Below are 17,865 nucleotides of genomic sequence, written 5' to 3'. Positions count from 1 at the left end.
CCTACCCCCAGGACTCGTCGCGGATCGGCCGGTCGCCGACCGGTAGCACGTCGAGGTCGTCTTCGCGGTGGGCGAGGCCCGCCACCATCGCGTCCGCGGACGCGACGGTCGAGAGGTAGGGGATCTCCTCCTCGACGGCCGTCGTGAGTGCCTCGCGGTCGTCGGAGACGAGGAAGTCGACGTCGCCACGGCGGATGGCCTCGGGGACGTCCGCGAACTCGGCGACCTCGAAGTGGTCGTCGTACCCCTCGACGGGGAGGTCGACGACCGCGGTGCCGCCCGCCTCGGGGGCGTTCGAGGCCGCCTGCTGGGCCTTCCAGTACGCCATCTCGGGAGACGACGCGGTGCCCATCACCTCGCCCGTCGACTTCATCTCCGGGCCGAGACGGGGGTCGGAGTTCGGCAGGCGGTCGAACGGCAACACGACCTCCTTGACGCTGTACTGCTCGGGCACGCCCTCGCTGACGTCCAGGTCGGCCAGCGTCTCGCCGGCCATCACCCTCGCCGCGAGTTTCGCGATGGGGACGCCCGTCGCCTTCGAGACGAACGGCACCGTCCGCGAGGACCGCGGGTTCGCCTCGAGGACGTAGACCTCGTCGTCTTGTACTGCTAACTGCACGTTCAGCAGTCCCATCGTGTCCAGTGCCGAGGCGATGGCCTCGGTGACCTCGCGGACGCGACGGAGCGTGTCGTCGTCGAGCGAGCGCGGCGGAATCACGCAGGCGGAGTCGCCCGAGTGGACGCCCGCCGCCTCGATGTGCTCCATCACGCCGCCGACGAGCACGTCCTCGCCGTCACTGACGGCGTCCACGTCCAGCTCGACTGCGTCTTCGAGGAACTCGTCGACGAGGATGGGTTTGTCCGGGCTGACGCGGACGGCCTCCTCGATGTAGTGTTCCAGTTCCGCGTCGTCGTGGACGACCTGCATCGCGCGCCCGCCGAGCACGTAGCTCGGGCGGACGAGCACCGGATAGCCGAGGTCGCGGGCGAGCTCGAGCGCCTCCGTCTCGCTCGTGGCGCTGCCGCCCTCGGGCTGGGCGATCCCGCGCTCGTCCATGAGGCGGTTGAAGCGGTCGCGGTCCTCCGCGAGGTCCATCGCCTCGACGGACGTGCCCATGATCTCGCAGTCGACGCCGCGGCGGTCGAGTTCGGCCGCCAGTGGCTCGCCGATGTCGACGGAGGTCTGCCCGCCGAACTGGATCATCACGCCGTCCGCGCCCGTCGCTTCGACGACGTCGGCGACCTCCTCGGCGGTGATCGGCTCGAAGAACAGCCCGTCGGAGGTGTCGTAGTCCGTCGAGACGGTCTCGGGGTTGTTGTTCACGACGTGCGCCTCGATCCCCTGCTCGCGGAGCGCGCGCACCGCGTGGACGGAACAGTAGTCGAACTCGACGCCCTGTCCGATGCGGATGGGGCCGCCGCCGACGACGACCACGCTCTCGACGTCGCGGTTCACGCGGAGTTCGCCGGCGGCCGCGTCGCCCTCGTAGGGGCCGGAGAACCACTCGGGCTGCCGCGAGGAGTAGTAGTACGGCGTCGACGCCTCGAACTCGCCGGCACAGGTGTCGACCTGCTTGTACGTCCGGCCGGGCACCGCGGCCTCGACCTGGCCGACGCCCGCGCGCTCCGCGGAGACGGGGAGTGCGTCGGCGTCGCCGGCGGGCACCTCCGCGGCCTCCCGCCACGCGCCGCGCGTCTCGGGCAGCCACGTGAGGCTGCTGTCCTCGAAGACGTTGCCCGCGAGCGCGGAGATCTCCGCGTTGGTGAAGCCCGCGGTCGCTGCGGGGGTGAACTCCCCGTCGACGACCACCTTGCTCGCCTCGACGATGCGGTGGAACCGCTCGACGTACCACTCGTAGATGCCAGTGGCCTCGACGACCTCGTCGACCGAGAACCCGCGCTCGAACGCTTCGAACATCGCGTACGGGCGGTCCGGGCTCGGCCGTTCGAGGTACGCCTCGCGGAGTTCGTCGTCCTCCACGACGCCGAAGTCGACGGCCGGGTCGTACTCGGAGGAACGGAGCGCCTTCAGGAGGCTCTCCTCGAACGTGCGGCCGATCGCCATCGCCTCGCCGGTCGACTTCATCGCCGTCGAGAGCGTGAAGTCGGTCTCCTCGAACTTGTCGATGGGCCACCGCGGCACCTTCGTCACCACGTAGTCGATGGCGGGTTCGAAGGCGGCGGTCGTCTCGCCGGTGATCTCGTTGGTGATCTCGTGGAGGCGCTTGCCGAGCGCGACCTTCGCGGTCACGCGGGCGATCGGATAGCCGGTCGCCTTCGACGCGAGCGCCGACGAGCGGGAGACGCGGGGGTTGACCTCGACGACGCGGTACTCGCCGTCCGGCGTGCCGTCGTCGCGCCACGCGAACTGGATGTTGCAGCCGCCCTCGATGCCGAGGTCGCGAATCACTTCGAGGGCCGCGTCGCGCATCTCCTGGTGGCCGTCGTCGGGGATGACCTGCGAGGGAGTCACGACCGTCGACTCGCCCGTGTGGATGCCCATCGGGTCGAGGTTCTCCATGTTGCAGACGATGATACAGGAGTCGTCGGCGTCCCGCATCACCTCGTACTCCAGTTCGACCCAGCCGGCGATGGACTCGGTGATCAGGACTTCGCCGTTCCGGGAGAGGCGCAGGCCCTTGCGCACGCGGGCGAGGAGTTCGTCCATGTCGTCGACGACGCCCGACCCGCTGCCGCCGAGCGTGTACGTCGTGCGCGCGATGACCGGGAGGCCGCCGACGTCGTCGACGGCCGCCTCGACGCGCTCGGCGAGTGCGCCCTCGTCGAACTCCGAGACCGACTCGTCGTCGGCCAGCGAGATGGTCGTCGAGCGCGGCACCGGCTGGTCGAGGTCCTGCATACGCTGGCGGAAGAGGTCGCGGTCCTCGGTGGCGTAGATGGTGTCCAGGGGCGTCCCCATGACGTCGACGTCGTACTCGTCGAGGACGCCCTCCTCGGCCAGTTCGGCGGTGACGTTCAGCCCCGTCTGACCGCCGAGGCCGGCGATGACGCCGTCCGGGTCCTCCGTCGCGATGACCTCCGCGATGGCCTCCGTCGTGATGGGTTCGATGTAGACGGCGTCGGCCATCTCCGGGTCGGTCATGATGGTCGCGGGGTTCGAGTTGACGAGCACGACTCGGACGCCCTCCTCTCGGAGCGCGCGGCAGGCCTGTGCGCCCGAGTAGTCGAACTCGGCGGCCTGGCCGATCTGGATTGGTCCGCTGCCGATGAGCAGTACCGTCCGGTCCTCGTGCTCGCTCATGCTATCCGTGGGGAGTTCGCCCATCGTAATAAGCTCAGCGAATCAGTGTGCTGTTCGAAACCCAATTACGAAAATCGTAACGAGTACTCGCTACACCAGTTCCACAGGGCACCCACGACTCGCCGTCACTGGTCCGCACGCGTCACCGGGCTTCGCCGTGAGAAGCCTGCCGGCAAGTTCGACGGCGTCTCTCAGCCGACGTACCGCGCCGAGAGCCGTTCACACACCTGCCCGCGCCCTTTTCCGTGCTCGTCTCCTCCACTACTGTATGTCCAGTACCGACGACGAAATCGACATGGAGGCCGAATTCGACATCGACGAACTGCCCGACCACGTGGACCGGTCGGCGGTCAAGCGGATGCAGGTCGTCGCGTGGGCGCTCGACGACGCCGTCCCCGTCCCGGGGACGGACCGCAAGGTCGGCATCGACCCTATCGTCGGCGTACTCCCGATCGCGGGCGACGTCGCGACCGCAGCCATCTCGCTGTACATCGTCGCCGAGTCCGCGCGCCAGGGCGTCGAGCGCGACACCCTGGCCGCCATGCTCGTCAACGTCGCTGTCGACGCGGGCATCGGCTCGATCCCCGCGGTCGGGGACCTCTTCGACGCCGGCTGGAAGGCGAACAAGCGCAACTTCGAACTCGCCGTCGAGGCCCTCGCCGACTCCACGCCGGCCGAAGAGTTCGAGCAGTAATCAGCGCGCGTCGCCGCCGCGTGGCCCGCTCTCGTCCTCCCACTCGCGGGCCTCCCGGTAGGCATCGACGAACTCAGCGACGTCGAAGTCGGTCATCTGCTCCTCGAACTCGGTGGCCGTCGCGTCGCTGTCGGCGTGACTGACGGCGTGGTCCATCAGCTCCACCATCAGTTCGACGACGACGCCGTGTAGCTCGCGGGCGTCCATCTCGGTCACCCACAGCATCGCCCAGCCGACGGTCCCGTTCTCGGTTCCGTCGACGGCGACCACGTCGTCGGGGAGCTGTTCCATCACGGCACCCATCAGGTGTGGGGTGCCGAACTCGTCGAACTGGTCGTCCTCTGCGGGTGCGATGGCCTCCCGCAGGACGCTCACGATGGACTCGGGGAAGAACCGCGACGGCGGGTGCATGTCCATCACGACGGCGTGCTGGTCGCCACAGGTGCAGGCGTACTCCCGCATCCCGATGTCGAAGGTCCCCTGGTCGGCGCGCTCGCCACACGGGAGGTCGATGCGGTCGTCGTTTGCCTCCGTGCCCGGTACGCGCGGCTCGGTCATTGCCCGGGTGTTGGCCGCCGTGGCGGTTAAGCCCCGCGGAATGTGCGCTAGTTGGCTGGCGAGGGTTCGTAGAACGTGGCGCTGTGGATAAGTACCGCCAGAAAGCTACCGCCAGAAAGCCCGCCTCGCCCTTTCGATCCGCCAGGCTGTCGGCTGTTCCACTGTCCGGAACGTCCGCCAGTTGCTCCCCCGCTCGCGGCGTGGGGAATCTTCAAGCGGGAGAGCCGAGTTGTCGACCTATGAGCGTCATCGAAATCGAGGACCTGACCAAGCGGTACGGCGACCTCGTCGCCGTCGAGGACCTCTCGTTCGACGTGAAGGAGGGGGAGGTGTTCGGCTTCCTCGGGCCGAACGGCGCCGGGAAGACGACGACCATCCGCACGCTGCTGGGGATGCAGGCGCCGACAGCGGGGCGCCTGTCGGTGCTCGGGGCCGACACGACCGTCGAGAGCGAGCGCCTCGACGCGCTCGCCCGGACCGGCTACCTGCCGGCGCACCCGAGCTTCGACGGGCAGGCGACCGGCCGCGAGGTGCTCGACCTCCACGAGTCGCTGAAGGGCGGCAGCCGTCGCGAGGACGTCCTCGAACTGTTCGACCCGCCACTCGACCGCAAGGTGCGGGCGTACTCCACGGGGAACGTCCAGAAACTCGGCATCGTGCAGGCGTTCATGCACGACCCGGACGTCGTCGTGATGGACGAACCCACCTCGGGGCTCGACCCGCTGCTCCAGGAGCGGTTCAACGAGTTCCTCCGGGACGAACGCGAACGCGGCGTCACGGTGCTGTTCTCCAGTCACGTGCTCAGCGAGGTGCGCCGCGTCTGCGACCGCGTCGCCATCATCCGCGAGGGGCGACTCGTCGCCATCGAGGACGTCGAGACGCTGCTCGACCGCAGCGGGAAACTCGTCCGGGCCACCGTCGCCGGCGGGCTCCCCGCCGACGCCTTCGACCTGCCGGGCGTCGCGGACCTCACCCACCGGGACGTGGACGACGCCACGCAGGTGTCGTTCACGTTCTCGGGCGACGTGGACGCGCTCGTCGACGAACTCGACCGCTACTCGCTGCAGGAACTCGACGTCGAGGAGGCGCCGCTCGAGGACGTCTTCCTCCAGTTCTACGGGGGTGAGGCGAGTGCTTGAACTCGCCGCGTACGGCGCTCGCCGTCGCTTCAAGGGTGCGCTGGCGCTGTCTATCGGGCTGTCGGCGTTCAGCGCGCTGTACGCCGCGTTCTTCCCGTCGTTCCAGGGGACCCTGGACATCGAGGCGTACGTCGAGGCGCTCCCGCCGGTGTTCGTGGAGGCGTTCGGCCTGCGTGCGTTCGACACCATCGAGGGGTTCCTCGCGACGGAGCTCTACCAGTTCGCGTGGGTCATCCTGCTCGGGCTCTACCTCGCGTACAGCGCCGCCTCGCTGATCGCTGGCGACGTCGAGGACGGCCGCATGGACCTCCTGCTGGCGCTGCCGGTGTCGCGGGCGCGCATTGTCGGCGAGCGCTACCTCTCGCTGGTCCCCGGCATCCTCGTCATCAACGTCGTCGTCGCCGCGGTGACGTGGGTCGCCACCCGCGCCATCGGCTACCCCATCGGGACGGCGGACCTCGTGATCGTCCACGCCCTCTCGCTGCCGTACCTGTTCGCGTGCGCCGCAATCGGCCTCGCACTCAGCGTCCTCGCGGACCGCGCGAGCGTCGCCCAGCGCGCCGCGATGGCGGTCGTCTTCGGGCTCTTCCTGCTGGAGTCACTGGTCTCCTCGACGGACTACTCGTGGGCGGGTGCCGTGGCGCCGATGCGATACTTCGACCCCACGGCCATCCTCGTCGACGGCAGCTACGACCTGGCGGGCGCGGCCATCCTGACCGGGGCGACGCTCGCGCTGGTCGCTGGGAGTCAGTGGTACTTCCGCCGGAAGGACGTGAACTGAGCGTCGGTAGAATCGAGATCGGCGTCGGCCGGAGGGGAGAGCAACGTCCGCCTCGTCACCCGTCGTTACGCGTTGCTCATCCGCTGGACGAACTCCTCGCCGCAGATCTGGCATTCGGCGACGCGGTACGGTTCGCGGGAGAACGACGCGTTCTCCCCGCCCGCGCTCTCCGTCCACAGTTCGACCGTGACGGTGTGGGGTGTCTCTCGCCCGCAGTTCGCGCACGGCTCGACCATCTTGTCGGTTTCTGGTGCCTGGCTCGCCATCGGGATTCGTGGGAGAAGAGAACGCCCACCCCCTTCTCTCAGTTGCCTAAACAGTTTGGCTCTGTCGGCAGTCACACTGCAAACAGGGGCTGCGGGGCTGCTACTGTCGAACTACGGCCAGTCGTCCCGGACGGGTTCCTCCGTCGTCTCCTCCTCGTCGGCCTCGGCGGCGAGCTCCCAGTCGGCCTTCTCCGCGGCGTCCTCCAGCGGGAGGTACTCCCAGCCCACCTTCTCGGCGAGTGCCCGGTCCTCGTCGTCGACGCCGACGAAGACGTGGCGTTCGGTGTCGAACTGGCGCTTGACGGACTCGAGGCTCTCCTCGCGGCCCTTCGGCCCGGAGAAGAAGTCCTGGCGGATGCGGCGCTTGCGCGTGAAGTTCGTGACGACGTAGGTGGGTTCGTCGGAGACGACGCCGACGTACTCCGTCCACTGGCGCGCGCCGGCGAACGCGGTGCCGGGCTTGGCGAGTTCCTGGAGCGCGGACAGCTCGAAGGCGAGGGTCATGTCCGTACTCCCACCAGACTGGCTCATGGCGGAACGTGGGGTGCGGACGGGAAAAACGGCTTCGGTTGGGGTCCCGGCCCCTACTGGCCGATGCTGACGCGATAGTAGCCGGTGAACCGTACGACCTCGCCGTCGGTGAGGTCCTCGGCGGCCGCTTCGGGAATCGAGACGGCCTCGCGCTCGACGGCCGCGGGGAGCGCCGCCTTCGCTGGCTCCCGGAGCTCGTCGTAGTCTCGGACCGTCTGTTCGTCGGTCACCAGTCCGGTCTCCGTCGCTTCGAGGATCGGATTCATCGGGTCACCGGCACTCGTGTGCCGTGCTACCGTATAACACAGCAACGCATAAAGCTACCGCCGGGGGAGTGGGGTTCCGGAAAACGACGCTCCGTTCGACGTAGCTACTGCTCCTGCGGGATGGCGAGTTCGTCGAGTTCGAAGTTCTCCTGGAGGAGGACGTCCTTCTGGTCGACGACGTGGGCCTCCTTCTTGATGAGCTGCTTGTACTTCGACTGCGGGGCGAGGTTACCGATGAGCACGCCCCCGATGAGCTTGCCGTCCTTGAACGTGAGGCGGCGCCACTCGCCGTCGTTGTACTTGCGCTCGCACTCGTCGTCGCCCATCGTCGGGAAGCCGAAGGAGAGGAACGGGAAGTCGAAGTGTGTGATGGAGTACGAGGAGACCCAGCGGAACGGATCGGGGTCGACGTCGTGACCGTTGTCCGCGAGCATCACCTTCCCCGCGAGTGCGCCCTGCTGTTTCGCGGAGCCCCACGACCCGTTCTGGGCGCGCTGACCCATGATGGTGTCGAAGAACTGCGTGATGTCGCCCGCCGCGTAGATGTCCTCCACTTCGGTCCGCATGTACTCGTCCACGTGGACGCCGTTGTCGATGGTTGCCTCCGTGTCCTGGAGGATCTCGACGTTGAAGTCGAGGCCAATGGCGACGCCGACGAACTCCGACTCGTGGCGCTCGCCGTTGCCGTCGACGGTCGCGACGACCTCGCCGTCGTCGTTCGTCACGAAGCGGTCGGCGCCGGACTCGAAGACGGGTTCGACGCCCTTCTCGCGGAGCCCCTCGTGGATGATCTCGGCGCCGTCCTCGCTGAGCGCGTACCGCCACCAGCGGTTGCCGCGCATCAGGTACTTCGCGTCGACGTCCTGGCCGCCGCAGATGGCCGCCAGGTCGATGCCGAGCAGGCCCGCGCCGACGACGACGCCGGTGTCGGCTTCCTCGGCGTGCTTTCGGATGCGGCGCGCGTCCTCGAACGTCCAGAAGTGGTGGACGCCCTCCGCCTCCGAGTTCTCGATCGGGAGCTGGTTTGGCGTCCCGCCCGCCGCGACCAGCAGTTTGTCGTAGGAGATCTCCTCGCCCTCGTGGGTCTGGATGGTGTGGGCTTCGGGGTCGACGTCCGTGACCAGGGTGTTGAGCCGGAGGTCGATGTCCCGCTCGTCGTACCAGTCGGGTTCGTGGATGCTGATGGGCGCCTCGGGGAGTTTCCCCTTCGCGAACTCCTTGATGAGGATTCGATTGTACAGGGTCTCACCCTCGTCGGTGACGACGGTGATGTCGACCTCGGGGGCCTCTTCGTGGAGGGCCTCGGCGGCGGAACTGCCCGCGATGCCGTCACCGATTATCACGTACGACTCGCTCATACTCGGAGTGAAGCCTTCAGGGTTAAAGTGGATTGCTATCTGCCCGGCAGTAGCGACCCCTGGGGGCACCTCTGCGTAACGCTGTGCGTTACGTTCGGACGCTCCCGGTAGCCGGCGAAGAACCGCCGGGACGCCGGCGTAAAAACCGCCAGTAGGCCCGACTTTCGTCGGTAACGACGCGTACGACTGCCCGTTGGGTGGCGCCTTCGCGTGTGTGTGTCGATGCCACGAAATCCGGTAAGTGTGTGCTACAGGGCTTCTACCGGCTGAACTCGGTTGAACTATCGGCCGCGTTTATTCGCGTTCCCGTGGATGTTCGAGTCGTCCCGACGAGGGGCTGATTCCAACTATGCACGACGAGAACCGACGCCGACAGTCACGACACACAGAGGAGTATCGACAGGGGCAACAGCAGGGCCAGCAGCATCACCAGGGTCAGCAGCATCAGCAGGGCCAGCACCAGCAGGGCCAGCAACATCAGGGCCACCAGCAGGGCGGCCAGCAGCGCGGGCAGCGACAGATGGGCCAGGGTGGCCAGCACCAGGGGCGACAGCAGAGTGGTCAACAGCAGAGTGGTCAACAGCACAGCCCCTACCAGAGCGGCCAGCAGCAGAACCCGCACCAGAGCAGTCAGCAGCCCCAGCAGGGTGGCCAGAGCCAGATGGGCCAACACCAGGGCAGTCCGCAACAGGGCTCCCAGTTCCAGGGTGGCCAGCAGCAGGGGAGCCAGCAGCACCAGGTGGGCCAGCAACGCCAGGGCACCGAGCACCACGGTCTGATGGGTCAGCAGGGTTCCCAGCACCAGACTACCGAACACCAGAGCCAGCTCGGACAGAGCCAGGGTGGCCACCGCGGTAGCGGGCAGCAGCAGGCCGGCCAGCAGCAGCACGGACAGTCGGGTAGCCAGGAGCACGACCAGTACTCCCAGCAGAACTGGATCGAGGGCCAGCAGGGCCAGCAGCACGGCCAGCAACAGCCGGGTAGTCAGCAACACCAGGGCCACCAGCAGCAGGGCGGCCAGCAGCATCACCAGGGCCACCAGCAGCAGGGCAGCCAGCACGGGACCCAGCAACACCAGGGGGGCCAGTTCCAGTCCGGACAGGGCAGCCAGCAGCACGGCCGCTCCGGACAGCACCAGGGGAGCCAGCAGCGCGGACAGCAGCAGACCGGCCAGCAGGACACCCAGTACGGCCAGCAGCACCGCGGCCAGAGCCAGCTGGGTCAGCAGCAGGGGACTCAACACCAGGGCGCCCACCAGGGCACCCACCAGTACGGCCAGCAACAGGGCCAGCAGCGTGGCCAGCAGCAGGGTGGCCAGAGTTCCCAGCAGTACGGCCAGCACCAGGGCGGCCAGCACGGCCAGCAACAGCAGGGCTCCCAGGACCGGAGGAGCCAGGAACAGCGACGGGGCCGACACTCCCGAGTGACTGGTCAGCGAGACCGATGACCCGAGAGCAGGACCGCTCGCCGGAGGACCCGCCGAGAAACGTCGGCTCGGCAGCCAGGTCCGGCCAGCCACCGATGGAGGCGCCGCCGATGTCCGGCCAGCAACAGCGAAGCTCGCAGCCGTCGATGCCGCCACCGGCTCTGGGGGGTGGCGAGAGCGTCGGCTCACAGACGCCGGCTGCGGTCCCGATGGTCGACATCGTCGAGTCCGCCGAGGACGTCGTCGTCTACATCGACGTCCCCGGCTTCGGCGAGGACCAGATCGACATCCACGCGGACGCGAACAACCTGTTCTTCACTGCCGACCGGTCCGAGGACTCCGTCTTCGACGAGGACGAGGGTGAGAGCCCGCTCCTCACCGAACGCCCGGTGCGCCTGGAACGCCGCATCTCGCTCCCGGCGCACATCGACCCCGAGGAAGCCACCGCCACGCAGGATGACGGCGTCTGCGAGATCACCGTCCCGAAGGACGAGGAGGAACGGCGTCACGAGATCGGCTTCCAGTAACGCGGGACTCCCGCTTTTTTCGCACTCGTCGCGGTAGCCAGCGCTCGCACGACGAGAGTAGGGGCGTGTTTCTCCGGTTGCACGGCGCCGTACGCGCTGGCTTCGGCCCTCGCCAGTGCTGGTTCCACGACTCGTCCTGTCACCGCGCTGTACCGCGGGGCGGCGGGGCGAAACAGTCTTAGTAGCCGAGCGTTAACGCGTGCCGTAGTCGGTAACCGCGGATTACCGCGGCCGACGACGCCCAAGATGCCAGAGAAGGACTACAGGCTCGTCTCCGAACTCGTCCGCCCCGGCGACCACCTCGACCTCCCCGACGACGGGAACGTCGTCGTCGAACCCGCCGAACGGCCGGGCTGGGTCCGGGTCACGTACTTCAAGCGCGTGACTCGAGTGCCCTTCGAGGACGACACCGAAGTCGCCTACGTCAACTGAACGCGGTCTCCACCGGTCGGGACGTTCTTTAGCGTCCGTTCCGTAGGCCGCCCCATGAAGATCCGTCAGAACGTCCGTCACTTCGCGTCCCGGAAGGCGCTCGAACTGCCCGGGCTCCGCGACGTCGTGCGGCCGAAACTCGTCGACCTCCACGTCCGTATCTTCGCCGAGAAGGCGCCCGAGGCCAAGCGCGCGGAGCGCGAGGACCACCTCGAGGGCTTCTTCGACGCGACGATGGACATGTACCTCGCCGCCCTCCAGGAGGGGTACACGGAGGCCTCGGCCCGCGAGATCACCCACGTCGTCGGGAACTTCGACTTCTACAACCACGGCTGGGCGGAGATGATGGAGTTCCCGCCCGAGGAACTCTCCACTCACTACGACCGCTACGCCGGATTCTTCGACGCGCACGGCATCAGCATCGACGACCCGCTCGGCGAGTTCCGGCCGGCCGGCGGCGTTCCGGACGCGCCGACCACCCCCGAGAAACTCGACGACGCGACGTTCGAGAACGCCGCCGCCGGCTACGAGGACGACGTGTACGTCGAGACCGAGGACGGCGAGGTCAGGCGCGGTGACGTCGAGGAACCGGACGACGTCGACCCCGACGACAGCCCCTTCGCCTAGCGAGCGTCCGCGAGCGCCGCCCGGCCACCCGACCGCAGGGGGTCGCCGTGACCGACGCAGGCCGCCTGGAAGTCGGGGGCACGGTCCAGCACCCGCTTGATACTCGCGTCGACGGCGTCAGTGTCGACCGACAGGAGCGCAGGCGACGGTTCGAGGGAGCCGTCGCTCGCACGCACGAGGTCGCCGAGCATCGCCGCCTCGCGGTCCTCGTGGACGTAGACGGTGTGTCCGACCGTGTGGCCGGGTGTGTGGATCGCCTCGAAGCCGCCGATCTGGTCGCCGTCCTCGACGCTGTGGACCGGCGCGTCGACGGCGGGGACGAGGAAGCCGGTGAGTCGGTGGAACAGCCCCTTCCGGTTGCCGAGGGGCGGTTTCCGGAGTCCCGTGAGCACGTCCGCGTCGCGGGCACCGCAGTACACCTCGACGTCGCCCGCCGACTCGACCAGCGACCGTAGCCCCCCGACGTGGTCGAGGTCGTAGTGCGTGACGAGCACGCGGTCGAGGTCGCTGGCCGAGAAGCCGGCGACCTCCAGTCCGTGGCGAATCTTCCCGGCCTGCCACGGCATCCCGGCGTCGACGAGTGTGAGGTCGTCGCCGTCCTCGACGAGGTAGGCGTTCACGCCGCGCAGCGAGAGCCACCAGACGCCCGGGCGGAGTTCCGCGGTCATACGCGGACAGTTCGCTCGTCAGTCGCTTATGCTTTGGCAGCCGTCGTCAGCCCCGGGCGATGGCAGTCGCCTATTTGCCACTTCGGGCCGTAGCGGTCTACATGGCCGACACGACTACGGACACCAGTTCGTCGACCGACCACCGCGCCCACTCGCTGGACGAGGTGCGGGAGACGTACGCCGAGCAAGCAGACCAGATGGACCGGTTCCGCTGGCTGAACCACCTGTTCACCGGCCGGTACCGCCAGCGCCTGTTCGGGCGTGCCGAGGGACGCGTCCTCGACGTCGCCTGCGGGACGGGACTGAACGCCCGCTACCTCCCGGCGTCTACCACTTACGTGGGCATCGACGCCAGCCCCGAGATGCTCGAGAAGGCCAGACACCGGGTGGGCGCCTGGGACCGCGTCGAGGGTCTCCACGAGATGGACGCCCAGGCCCTCGAGTTCCCCGACGACAGCTTCGACACCGTCGTCTCGTCGCTGTCGACGTGCACGTTCCCGGACCCGGTCGCCGCGCTCGACGAGATGGCGCGGGTGTGCGAGCCGGACGGCCGCGTCCTCCTGCTCGAACACGGGCGGAGTTCGGTCGGCCCGCTCGCGCGGTTCCAGGACTGGCGGGCGGACGCCCACTACGAGAACCACAGCTGTCGCTGGAACCAGGAACCACTCGCACTCCTCGAGAACTCCGACCTTGAAGTACAGAGCGCCTCGACGGCGCTGCTCGGCGTCATCACCGCCATCGAGGCCGCGCCGTCGCGGTGACCCGTCCCGGGTCGCTCGGGGGTTCTCGATTACTGCAGCGGGCCAGCAGATTTACGCCGGTGTCGTCGCATCGTGACGTCGTGTCTCACTCGCCCTCCACTCCCGACCCCGAACCCGTCTCGGCGTACGTTGCCGACGGCGCACGCATCGCCGCCATCCTCCTCGTCTGGGGGACCATCGCGGCCGTCTTCACGTACGGCGTCGCCGACGTCGGCCTGCCATTCGAGCGTGCAATCGCCGGCCTCGGCCCACTGTTCGCACTCACCGGTGTCCTGAACGCCGTCCTCTACGTGCTCTACCGGACCGTCGACTACTGGCACGCCCAGACGTAACGGAAAACGACTCGGGAACGTCTCGAAACGGGACGACTACTCCTCGCCGGCGATCTGGTCCGCGCACTCGTACCCGGCGACGATGCCGCCGTTCAGCGACCGCTCGGGGTACTGGGCGCGCGACGCCATCCCGGCGTAGTAGACGCCCTCGTGGCCCTCCGTGGCCAGGTCGTAGGGGATCACCATGTCGAGGTAGCCGCGCTCGTAGACGGGTGCTGTCCGGGGGTTGCGGAACGTCTCCACCCAGTTGACGTGGTCGCGGTCGAACTCCGGGAAGAGGTCCTCGATGCCCGACAGCCAGTGGTCGGCCACCTCGCCGTCGTCCATCTGCCACACCTCGTCCTCGGGGCTCTGGATGTACTTCGGGACGTACAGCAGGTGTTCGCCGCCGTAGCGTGTCGGCGAGACGAAGTTCGTGTGCTCGATGAGCGCGCCGAACGGCGCCTTGTCCGCGATGTTCAGCCAGTACGTGTCGGTCAACTGGCGGTCCATGCTCACCAGCGAGCAGACAGTCCCCTGGAACGTGATGTCGCACTCGTAGCCAGTGAGGGACTCGAGGACGTTCGGCATCGTGGCCACGACGACGGCGTCCACGTCGACCGTCTTCGGGGCTTCGCCCTCGCGCTGGACGGTCACGGACTCGACGCCGTCCTCCCCGTCCCAGATCTCGGTGACCTGCGCCCCCGTCTCGATGTTCTCGTGGCCGACGGCGTCGACGAGCGCGTCGTTCAGGCGGCCGAACCCGCCGTCGAGGTAGCCCAGCGGTTCGCCGCGCAGCAGGTCCCGTTCGCCGCGGAACTTGATGCGGCCGAGCAGCCACGCCGCGCTCACGTCCGACATCCGCTCGCCGAACTTCGCCTCCAGCAGCGGTTCGAAGAACGTCTCGTAGACGTTCCGCGTGGTGTGCTCGATACAGAACTCCTCGACGGGGACGTCCTCGAAGTCCTCCAGGCGCTCGTACGTGTCGAAGCTCGGGATGCCGCCTCGGACGTCCACGTCGAGGGTGAGCATCCCGAGGCGGAACTTGTCGTAGAGGCTCCAGTGGGGGAACGCGAGGATCTCCCAGGGCTTGTCCATCGGGTGGACCGTGCCGTCGACGTAGTAGGCGTTCTTCCCGATGGGCCACTGAAGGTCGTCGCCGAGGCCGAGTTCCGCCAGCAGGTCGACGATGGTCTCCTCGGACGCCGAGAGGTGGTGGTAGAACTTCTCGATGGGGTCCCCGGCGGTCTCCTGGGTCGCCGCGAGCCCGCCCACCTGGTCGGCCGCCTCGAAGACGCGCGCCTCGTGACCGTGGGACTGGAGCCGGTGTGCGGCCGCGAGTCCCGCGATACCGCCACCGACGATGGCAATCATGCCACATCATCGGGCTGGATTCCGTGTTAGCGTTACGGTCCCGGGCCGCCACCACTTTGAGGGGGCCGTGCTTTGCGGGGGTATGGCGTTCCAGGCGACCCCGTACACGCTGCCGCTCGCCGCCTCCGGGCTGGCGTTCGTGGCATTCAGCGTCTACATCGTGACCCAGCCCGGCACCCGCAACCGGGGCGATCGGGTGGCGGTGCCGCTGATGGCCGCGACGGGGGTGTGGATGCTGGGGTACGCCGCGGAACTCTCCGTGACGACGACGAACGCCCAGCTGCTGTTCGCCCGCGTCCAGTACCTCGGGACCGTCTCCGTCCCGCTGCTCTGGTTCGCGTACATCCTCACGTACGTCGGCTACGACGACCTGCTCACGCGGCGTCGGTGGGTGGTCCTCGCCACGCCGCCGGTCGTCGTGTTCGCACTCGCGCTCGCCTACCCCGCCTCGCACCTCGTGTGGGAGGGCGTGGAGACTGTCGACCTCGGCACGTTCGTGGCGCTGGAGACCGACCACGGCCCAGTGTTCTACGGGTTCATGGCGTACGTGTACGCGCTGGTCGCCGCGTCCGTCTGGCTGCTCGTCCGCCACCGCTCGCACGCCGTCGACCTCTACAGCCGTCAGACAACGGCGCTACTCGTCGGTGCGCTCGCCCCTGCAATCACGGGGGTCGTCTACATCTCGGGTGTGAACCCGATTCCATCGCTGAACCTCCCGGTGCTCGCCTTCGTCGTCACCGCGGGCGTCGTCGCGTGGAGCGTCGCCCGCAACGAACTGTTCACACTCACGCCGGTCGCCTGGGAGACGGTCGTCAGGCAGCTCGACCGTCCCGTGTTCGTCGTCGACGACGACGACCGCGTCGTCGCTGCGAACCCCGCTGGCCGCGACGTCGCCGCGGCACCCGTCGGGTCGCTCGCCACCGACGCGCTCACGCCGGTGCTCGGTGACGACTGCTGGCGGAAGCCGGGGGCCTACGAGTGCGAGGCCGTCCACGCCGGCGAACCCCGCACCTACGAGGTGTCCGTCACGTCCGTCGACCAGGCGGGGGCGCGGACCGGCCGGGTCGTCCTCCTCCAGGACGTCACCGAGCGGCAGGTCCGCGAGGAGCGCCTCGAGGAGTTCGCCAGCGTCGTCAGCCACGACCTCCGGAACCCGCTGAACGTCGCGCGCGGCCACCTCGAACTCGGCCGCGAGAGCGGCGACGACGCCCACTTCGAGACGGCCGACGACGCACTCGACCGCATGGAACGCATCATCGACGACCTGCTCACGCTCGCCCGCGAGGGCGACGCCGACGTCGACGGCGAGGTGATGTCGCTGGACGCGGCGGCTCGGACGGCGTGGGACGCTGTCGACACGATCGACGCCGACGCGACCATCGACGTGCAGACCGACGGCTCGGTGGTCGCCGACGAGACCGCGCTGCTCCGCCTGCTGGAGAACCTCTTCCGGAACTCGGTCGAGCACGGAACCACGAGCCCGGACGGAACGTCGGCGGACGGCAGCGTGACCGTCACCGTCGGTGCCACCGACGACGGGTTCTTCGTCGCGGACGACGGCCCGGGAATCCCCGCGGAGGACCGCGAGAACGTCTTCGAACGCGGGTACACGACCAGCGAGAACGGCACGGGCTTCGGCCTCGCCATCGTCCAGGAAGTCGCCGACGCCCACGGCTGGGGCCTCTCGCTGACGACCGCAACGGGCGAAGGCACCCGGTTCGACGTCACGGTCGAGTGACAGACGGCTCGTTCGAACCGTGGCCGACCAGTGGGAGACCACGCGGCTCACGGCTCCCTCCGGTCGCCGTTCGCCTGAACGTGGTCTCACTTCGCTCGCCCACGCACCCGCTACGCTTTTGCGGGCCCCTCCGCTACGTCGTGACATGATTACCGTCCGCGCGCCGGCGACGAGCGCCAACCTCGGCAGCGGATTCGACGTGTTCGGGGTTGCCCTCGACCGGCCCGCGGACCTCGTCAGTGTCGAACGCGCCGCCGAGACGACCATCGAGGTGACGGGCATGGGTGCCCAGTACGTCCCCGAGGACCCCGCGAAGAACACCGCGGGTGTCGTCGCGGACGCCCTCGACGCGCCGGCACACATCCGCATCGACAAGGGCGTCCGGCCGTCATCGGGCCTCGGCTCGTCGGCCTCGAGTGCTGCCGGGGCGGCCGTCGCCCTCGACGCGCTGTACGACCGTCAGCACACCCCCGAAGAACTCGTCCGCATCGCCGCGGAGGGGGAGGCTGCCGCCTCCGGGGACGCCCACGCGGACAACGTCGCGCCCGCCATCCTCGGCGGGTTCACGGTCGTCCGCGAGGACGGCATCGAGCAGGTCGACGCCGACGTCCCGCTCGTCGTCTGTCTCCCGGAGATCGTCGTCTCCACGCGTGACGCGCGTGACGTCGTCCCGCAGTCCGCGTCCATCGAGGACCTCGTGGAGACGGTCGGCGCCGCGGCGACGCTCACGGTCGGGATGTGCCGGGACGACCCGGCGCAGGTCGGGCGCGGCCTCGAAGAACACCTCGTCACGCCCGCTCGCGCCGCGCTCGTCGACGGCTACGACGCTGCCTGTGAGGCCGCCCGGAACGCGGGTGCGACGGGCGTCACCATCAGCGGCGCCGGTCCCGCCGTCCTCGCCGTCTGCCGGGCGGGCGACCGACGGCGCGTCGCGAGTGAGCTGGTCGAGGGGTTCGAGAGTGCCGGCGTCGACGCAACCTCCTACCCCACCGCAATCGGAGACGGCGCGACGATCCTGTAGACCGGCGACCGTCCCGGTAGACGCACTGCCCGCTCCGAGGGTTGAAGTACCATGCCGGGAGCATCCCGGCCCGTGACGTAGCGAACGGCCTGCGGCGACCCGTGGTCGTGCGGCGCACCGTCGCA

Annotated in this window: 19 protein-coding genes; 10 read left to right on the top strand and 9 right to left on the bottom strand. The window is 68.6% G+C overall.

Features of this window, described 5'->3' with window-relative positions:
* Nucleotide 1: 1 nt before the first annotated feature.
* Nucleotides 2-3,262 carry a carbamoyl-phosphate synthase large subunit gene (gene carB, locus LT965_RS04165; RefSeq protein WP_232702757.1) on the bottom strand — a complete coding sequence of 1,087 codons (3,261 nt, stop codon included), beginning with the start codon at nucleotides 3,260-3,262 and terminating at the stop codon, nucleotides 2-4.
* A 268-nt stretch (nucleotides 3,263-3,530) separates the two neighbouring features.
* On the opposite strand from carB, the gene LT965_RS04160 reads away from it, so the two are divergent.
* The gene (locus LT965_RS04160) at nucleotides 3,531-3,956 is read left to right on the top strand and encodes a DUF4112 domain-containing protein (RefSeq protein WP_232702756.1); all 426 of its coding nucleotides are present in this window, start codon (nucleotides 3,531-3,533) and stop codon (nucleotides 3,954-3,956) included.
* Here the strand turns inward: LT965_RS04160 and LT965_RS04155 are convergent, their stop codons facing one another.
* Nucleotides 3,957-4,514: a DUF5815 family protein gene (locus tag LT965_RS04155; protein ID WP_232702755.1), complete on the bottom strand. Its 558-nt coding sequence runs from the start codon at nucleotides 4,512-4,514 to the stop codon at nucleotides 3,957-3,959.
* Nucleotides 4,515-4,753: 239 nt separating this feature from the next.
* On the opposite strand from LT965_RS04155, the gene LT965_RS04150 reads away from it, so the two are divergent.
* The gene (locus LT965_RS04150) at nucleotides 4,754-5,653 is read left to right on the top strand and encodes an ABC transporter ATP-binding protein (RefSeq protein ID WP_232702754.1); all 900 of its coding nucleotides are present in this window, start codon (nucleotides 4,754-4,756) and stop codon (nucleotides 5,651-5,653) included.
* Nucleotides 5,646-6,434 (top strand): DUF2705 family protein, encoded by a 789-nt coding sequence (locus LT965_RS04145; protein WP_232702753.1) that lies wholly within the window; start codon nucleotides 5,646-5,648, stop codon nucleotides 6,432-6,434. The genes LT965_RS04150 and LT965_RS04145 overlap by 8 nt, the downstream gene beginning before the upstream one ends.
* A gap of 65 nt (nucleotides 6,435-6,499) precedes the next feature.
* Here the strand turns inward: LT965_RS04145 and LT965_RS04140 are convergent, their stop codons facing one another.
* The 5 genes from LT965_RS04140 to LT965_RS04120 form a co-directional block, all read right to left on the bottom strand.
* Nucleotides 6,500-6,700, bottom strand: coding sequence for a DUF7835 family putative zinc beta-ribbon protein (locus LT965_RS04140; RefSeq protein ID WP_232702752.1), 201 nt, complete (start codon nucleotides 6,698-6,700; stop codon nucleotides 6,500-6,502).
* Between the two features lie 111 nt (nucleotides 6,701-6,811).
* On the bottom strand, nucleotides 6,812-7,231 hold the full coding sequence (locus LT965_RS04135) for a DUF7124 domain-containing protein (protein ID WP_232702751.1): 420 nt from the start codon (nucleotides 7,229-7,231) through the stop codon (nucleotides 6,812-6,814).
* Between the two features lie 53 nt (nucleotides 7,232-7,284).
* The gene (locus LT965_RS04130; RefSeq protein ID WP_232702750.1) at nucleotides 7,285-7,497 is read right to left on the bottom strand and encodes a DUF7979 domain-containing protein; all 213 of its coding nucleotides are present in this window, start codon (nucleotides 7,495-7,497) and stop codon (nucleotides 7,285-7,287) included.
* Between the two features lie 104 nt (nucleotides 7,498-7,601).
* Complete coding sequence (locus LT965_RS04125; RefSeq protein WP_232702749.1) at nucleotides 7,602-8,855, bottom strand: NAD(P)/FAD-dependent oxidoreductase; 1,254 nt, start codon at nucleotides 8,853-8,855, stop codon at nucleotides 7,602-7,604.
* Nucleotides 8,856-9,231: 376 nt separating this feature from the next.
* Nucleotides 9,232-10,272, bottom strand: coding sequence for a hypothetical protein (locus tag LT965_RS04120; protein ID WP_232702748.1), 1,041 nt, complete (start codon nucleotides 10,270-10,272; stop codon nucleotides 9,232-9,234).
* Between the two features lie 26 nt (nucleotides 10,273-10,298).
* Between LT965_RS04120 and LT965_RS04115 the strand changes: the two genes are divergently transcribed.
* The 3 genes from LT965_RS04115 (at nucleotide 10,299) to LT965_RS04105 (ending at nucleotide 11,867) form a co-directional block, all read left to right on the top strand.
* On the top strand, nucleotides 10,299-10,808 hold the full coding sequence (locus LT965_RS04115; RefSeq protein WP_232702747.1) for an Hsp20/alpha crystallin family protein: 510 nt from the start codon (nucleotides 10,299-10,301) through the stop codon (nucleotides 10,806-10,808).
* Nucleotides 10,809-11,054: 246 nt separating this feature from the next.
* Nucleotides 11,055-11,240 carry a hypothetical protein gene (locus LT965_RS04110; protein WP_232702746.1) on the top strand — a complete coding sequence of 62 codons (186 nt, stop codon included), beginning with the start codon at nucleotides 11,055-11,057 and terminating at the stop codon, nucleotides 11,238-11,240.
* Nucleotides 11,241-11,294: 54 nt separating this feature from the next.
* Complete coding sequence (locus LT965_RS04105) at nucleotides 11,295-11,867, top strand: DUF6149 family protein (RefSeq protein ID WP_232702745.1); 573 nt, start codon at nucleotides 11,295-11,297, stop codon at nucleotides 11,865-11,867.
* Here the strand turns inward: LT965_RS04105 and LT965_RS04100 are convergent.
* A complete protein-coding gene (locus LT965_RS04100; RefSeq protein ID WP_232702744.1) occupies nucleotides 11,864-12,535 on the bottom strand; it encodes an MBL fold metallo-hydrolase in 672 nt (223 codons plus the stop codon). The two genes, LT965_RS04105 and LT965_RS04100, sit on opposite strands and share 4 nt — an antisense overlap.
* Nucleotides 12,536-12,636: 101 nt before the next feature.
* On the opposite strand from LT965_RS04100, the gene LT965_RS04095 reads away from it, so the two are divergent.
* Together LT965_RS04095 and LT965_RS04090 are read left to right on the top strand one after the other, a co-directional pair.
* Nucleotides 12,637-13,296, top strand: a complete 660-nt coding sequence (locus LT965_RS04095; RefSeq protein WP_232702743.1) for a class I SAM-dependent methyltransferase — start codon at nucleotides 12,637-12,639, stop codon at nucleotides 13,294-13,296.
* 80 nt (nucleotides 13,297-13,376) lie between these two features.
* On the top strand, nucleotides 13,377-13,628 hold the full coding sequence (locus tag LT965_RS04090; protein WP_232702742.1) for a hypothetical protein: 252 nt from the start codon (nucleotides 13,377-13,379) through the stop codon (nucleotides 13,626-13,628).
* Between the two features lie 36 nt (nucleotides 13,629-13,664).
* On the opposite strand, the gene LT965_RS04085 is transcribed toward LT965_RS04090, so the two are convergent.
* A complete protein-coding gene (locus LT965_RS04085; protein WP_232702741.1) occupies nucleotides 13,665-14,981 on the bottom strand; it encodes an NAD(P)/FAD-dependent oxidoreductase in 1,317 nt (438 codons plus the stop codon).
* An 82-nt stretch (nucleotides 14,982-15,063) separates the two neighbouring features.
* On the opposite strand from LT965_RS04085, the gene LT965_RS04080 reads away from it, so the two are divergent.
* Together LT965_RS04080 and LT965_RS04075 are read left to right on the top strand one after the other, a co-directional pair.
* Complete coding sequence (locus tag LT965_RS04080) at nucleotides 15,064-16,719, top strand: sensor histidine kinase (protein WP_232702740.1); 1,656 nt, start codon at nucleotides 15,064-15,066, stop codon at nucleotides 16,717-16,719.
* Between the two features lie 145 nt (nucleotides 16,720-16,864).
* Complete coding sequence (locus tag LT965_RS04075) at nucleotides 16,865-17,740, top strand: homoserine kinase (RefSeq protein WP_232702739.1); 876 nt, start codon at nucleotides 16,865-16,867, stop codon at nucleotides 17,738-17,740.
* Nucleotides 17,741-17,865 lie beyond the last annotated feature (125 nt).

It is taken from the genome of Halobacterium wangiae, from assembly GCF_021249345.1.
Classification (GTDB): Archaea; Halobacteriota; Halobacteria; order Halobacteriales; family Halobacteriaceae; genus Halobacterium; species Halobacterium wangiae.
This window is presented reverse-complemented; position numbering and strand designations above follow the sequence as displayed.

Coding starts and splice junctions, on each gene's coding strand:
- LT965_RS04115 (WP_232702747.1), top strand. CDS start 10,299: ATGACCCGAGAGCAGGACCGCTCGCCGGAGGACCCGCCGAGAAACGTC.
- LT965_RS04105 (WP_232702745.1), top strand. CDS start 11,295: ATGAAGATCCGTCAGAACGTCCGTCACTTCGCGTCCCGGAAGGCGCTC.
- LT965_RS04100 (WP_232702744.1), bottom strand. CDS start 12,535: ATGACCGCGGAACTCCGCCCGGGCGTCTGGTGGCTCTCGCTGCGCGGC.
- LT965_RS04160 (WP_232702756.1), top strand. CDS start 3,531: ATGTCCAGTACCGACGACGAAATCGACATGGAGGCCGAATTCGACATC.
- LT965_RS04150 (WP_232702754.1), top strand. CDS start 4,754: ATGAGCGTCATCGAAATCGAGGACCTGACCAAGCGGTACGGCGACCTC.
- LT965_RS04130 (WP_232702750.1), bottom strand. CDS start 7,497: ATGAATCCGATCCTCGAAGCGACGGAGACCGGACTGGTGACCGACGAA.
- LT965_RS04095 (WP_232702743.1), top strand. CDS start 12,637: ATGGCCGACACGACTACGGACACCAGTTCGTCGACCGACCACCGCGCC.
- LT965_RS04140 (WP_232702752.1), bottom strand. CDS start 6,700: ATGGCGAGCCAGGCACCAGAAACCGACAAGATGGTCGAGCCGTGCGCG.
- LT965_RS04135 (WP_232702751.1), bottom strand. CDS start 7,231: ATGAGCCAGTCTGGTGGGAGTACGGACATGACCCTCGCCTTCGAGCTG.
- carB (WP_232702757.1), bottom strand. CDS start 3,262: ATGAGCGAGCACGAGGACCGGACGGTACTGCTCATCGGCAGCGGACCA.
- LT965_RS04155 (WP_232702755.1), bottom strand. CDS start 4,514: ATGACCGAGCCGCGCGTACCGGGCACGGAGGCAAACGACGACCGCATC.
- LT965_RS04085 (WP_232702741.1), bottom strand. CDS start 14,981: ATGATTGCCATCGTCGGTGGCGGTATCGCGGGACTCGCGGCCGCACAC.
- LT965_RS04075 (WP_232702739.1), top strand. CDS start 16,865: ATGATTACCGTCCGCGCGCCGGCGACGAGCGCCAACCTCGGCAGCGGA.
- LT965_RS04080 (WP_232702740.1), top strand. CDS start 15,064: ATGGCGTTCCAGGCGACCCCGTACACGCTGCCGCTCGCCGCCTCCGGG.
- LT965_RS04125 (WP_232702749.1), bottom strand. CDS start 8,855: ATGAGCGAGTCGTACGTGATAATCGGTGACGGCATCGCGGGCAGTTCC.
- LT965_RS04110 (WP_232702746.1), top strand. CDS start 11,055: ATGCCAGAGAAGGACTACAGGCTCGTCTCCGAACTCGTCCGCCCCGGC.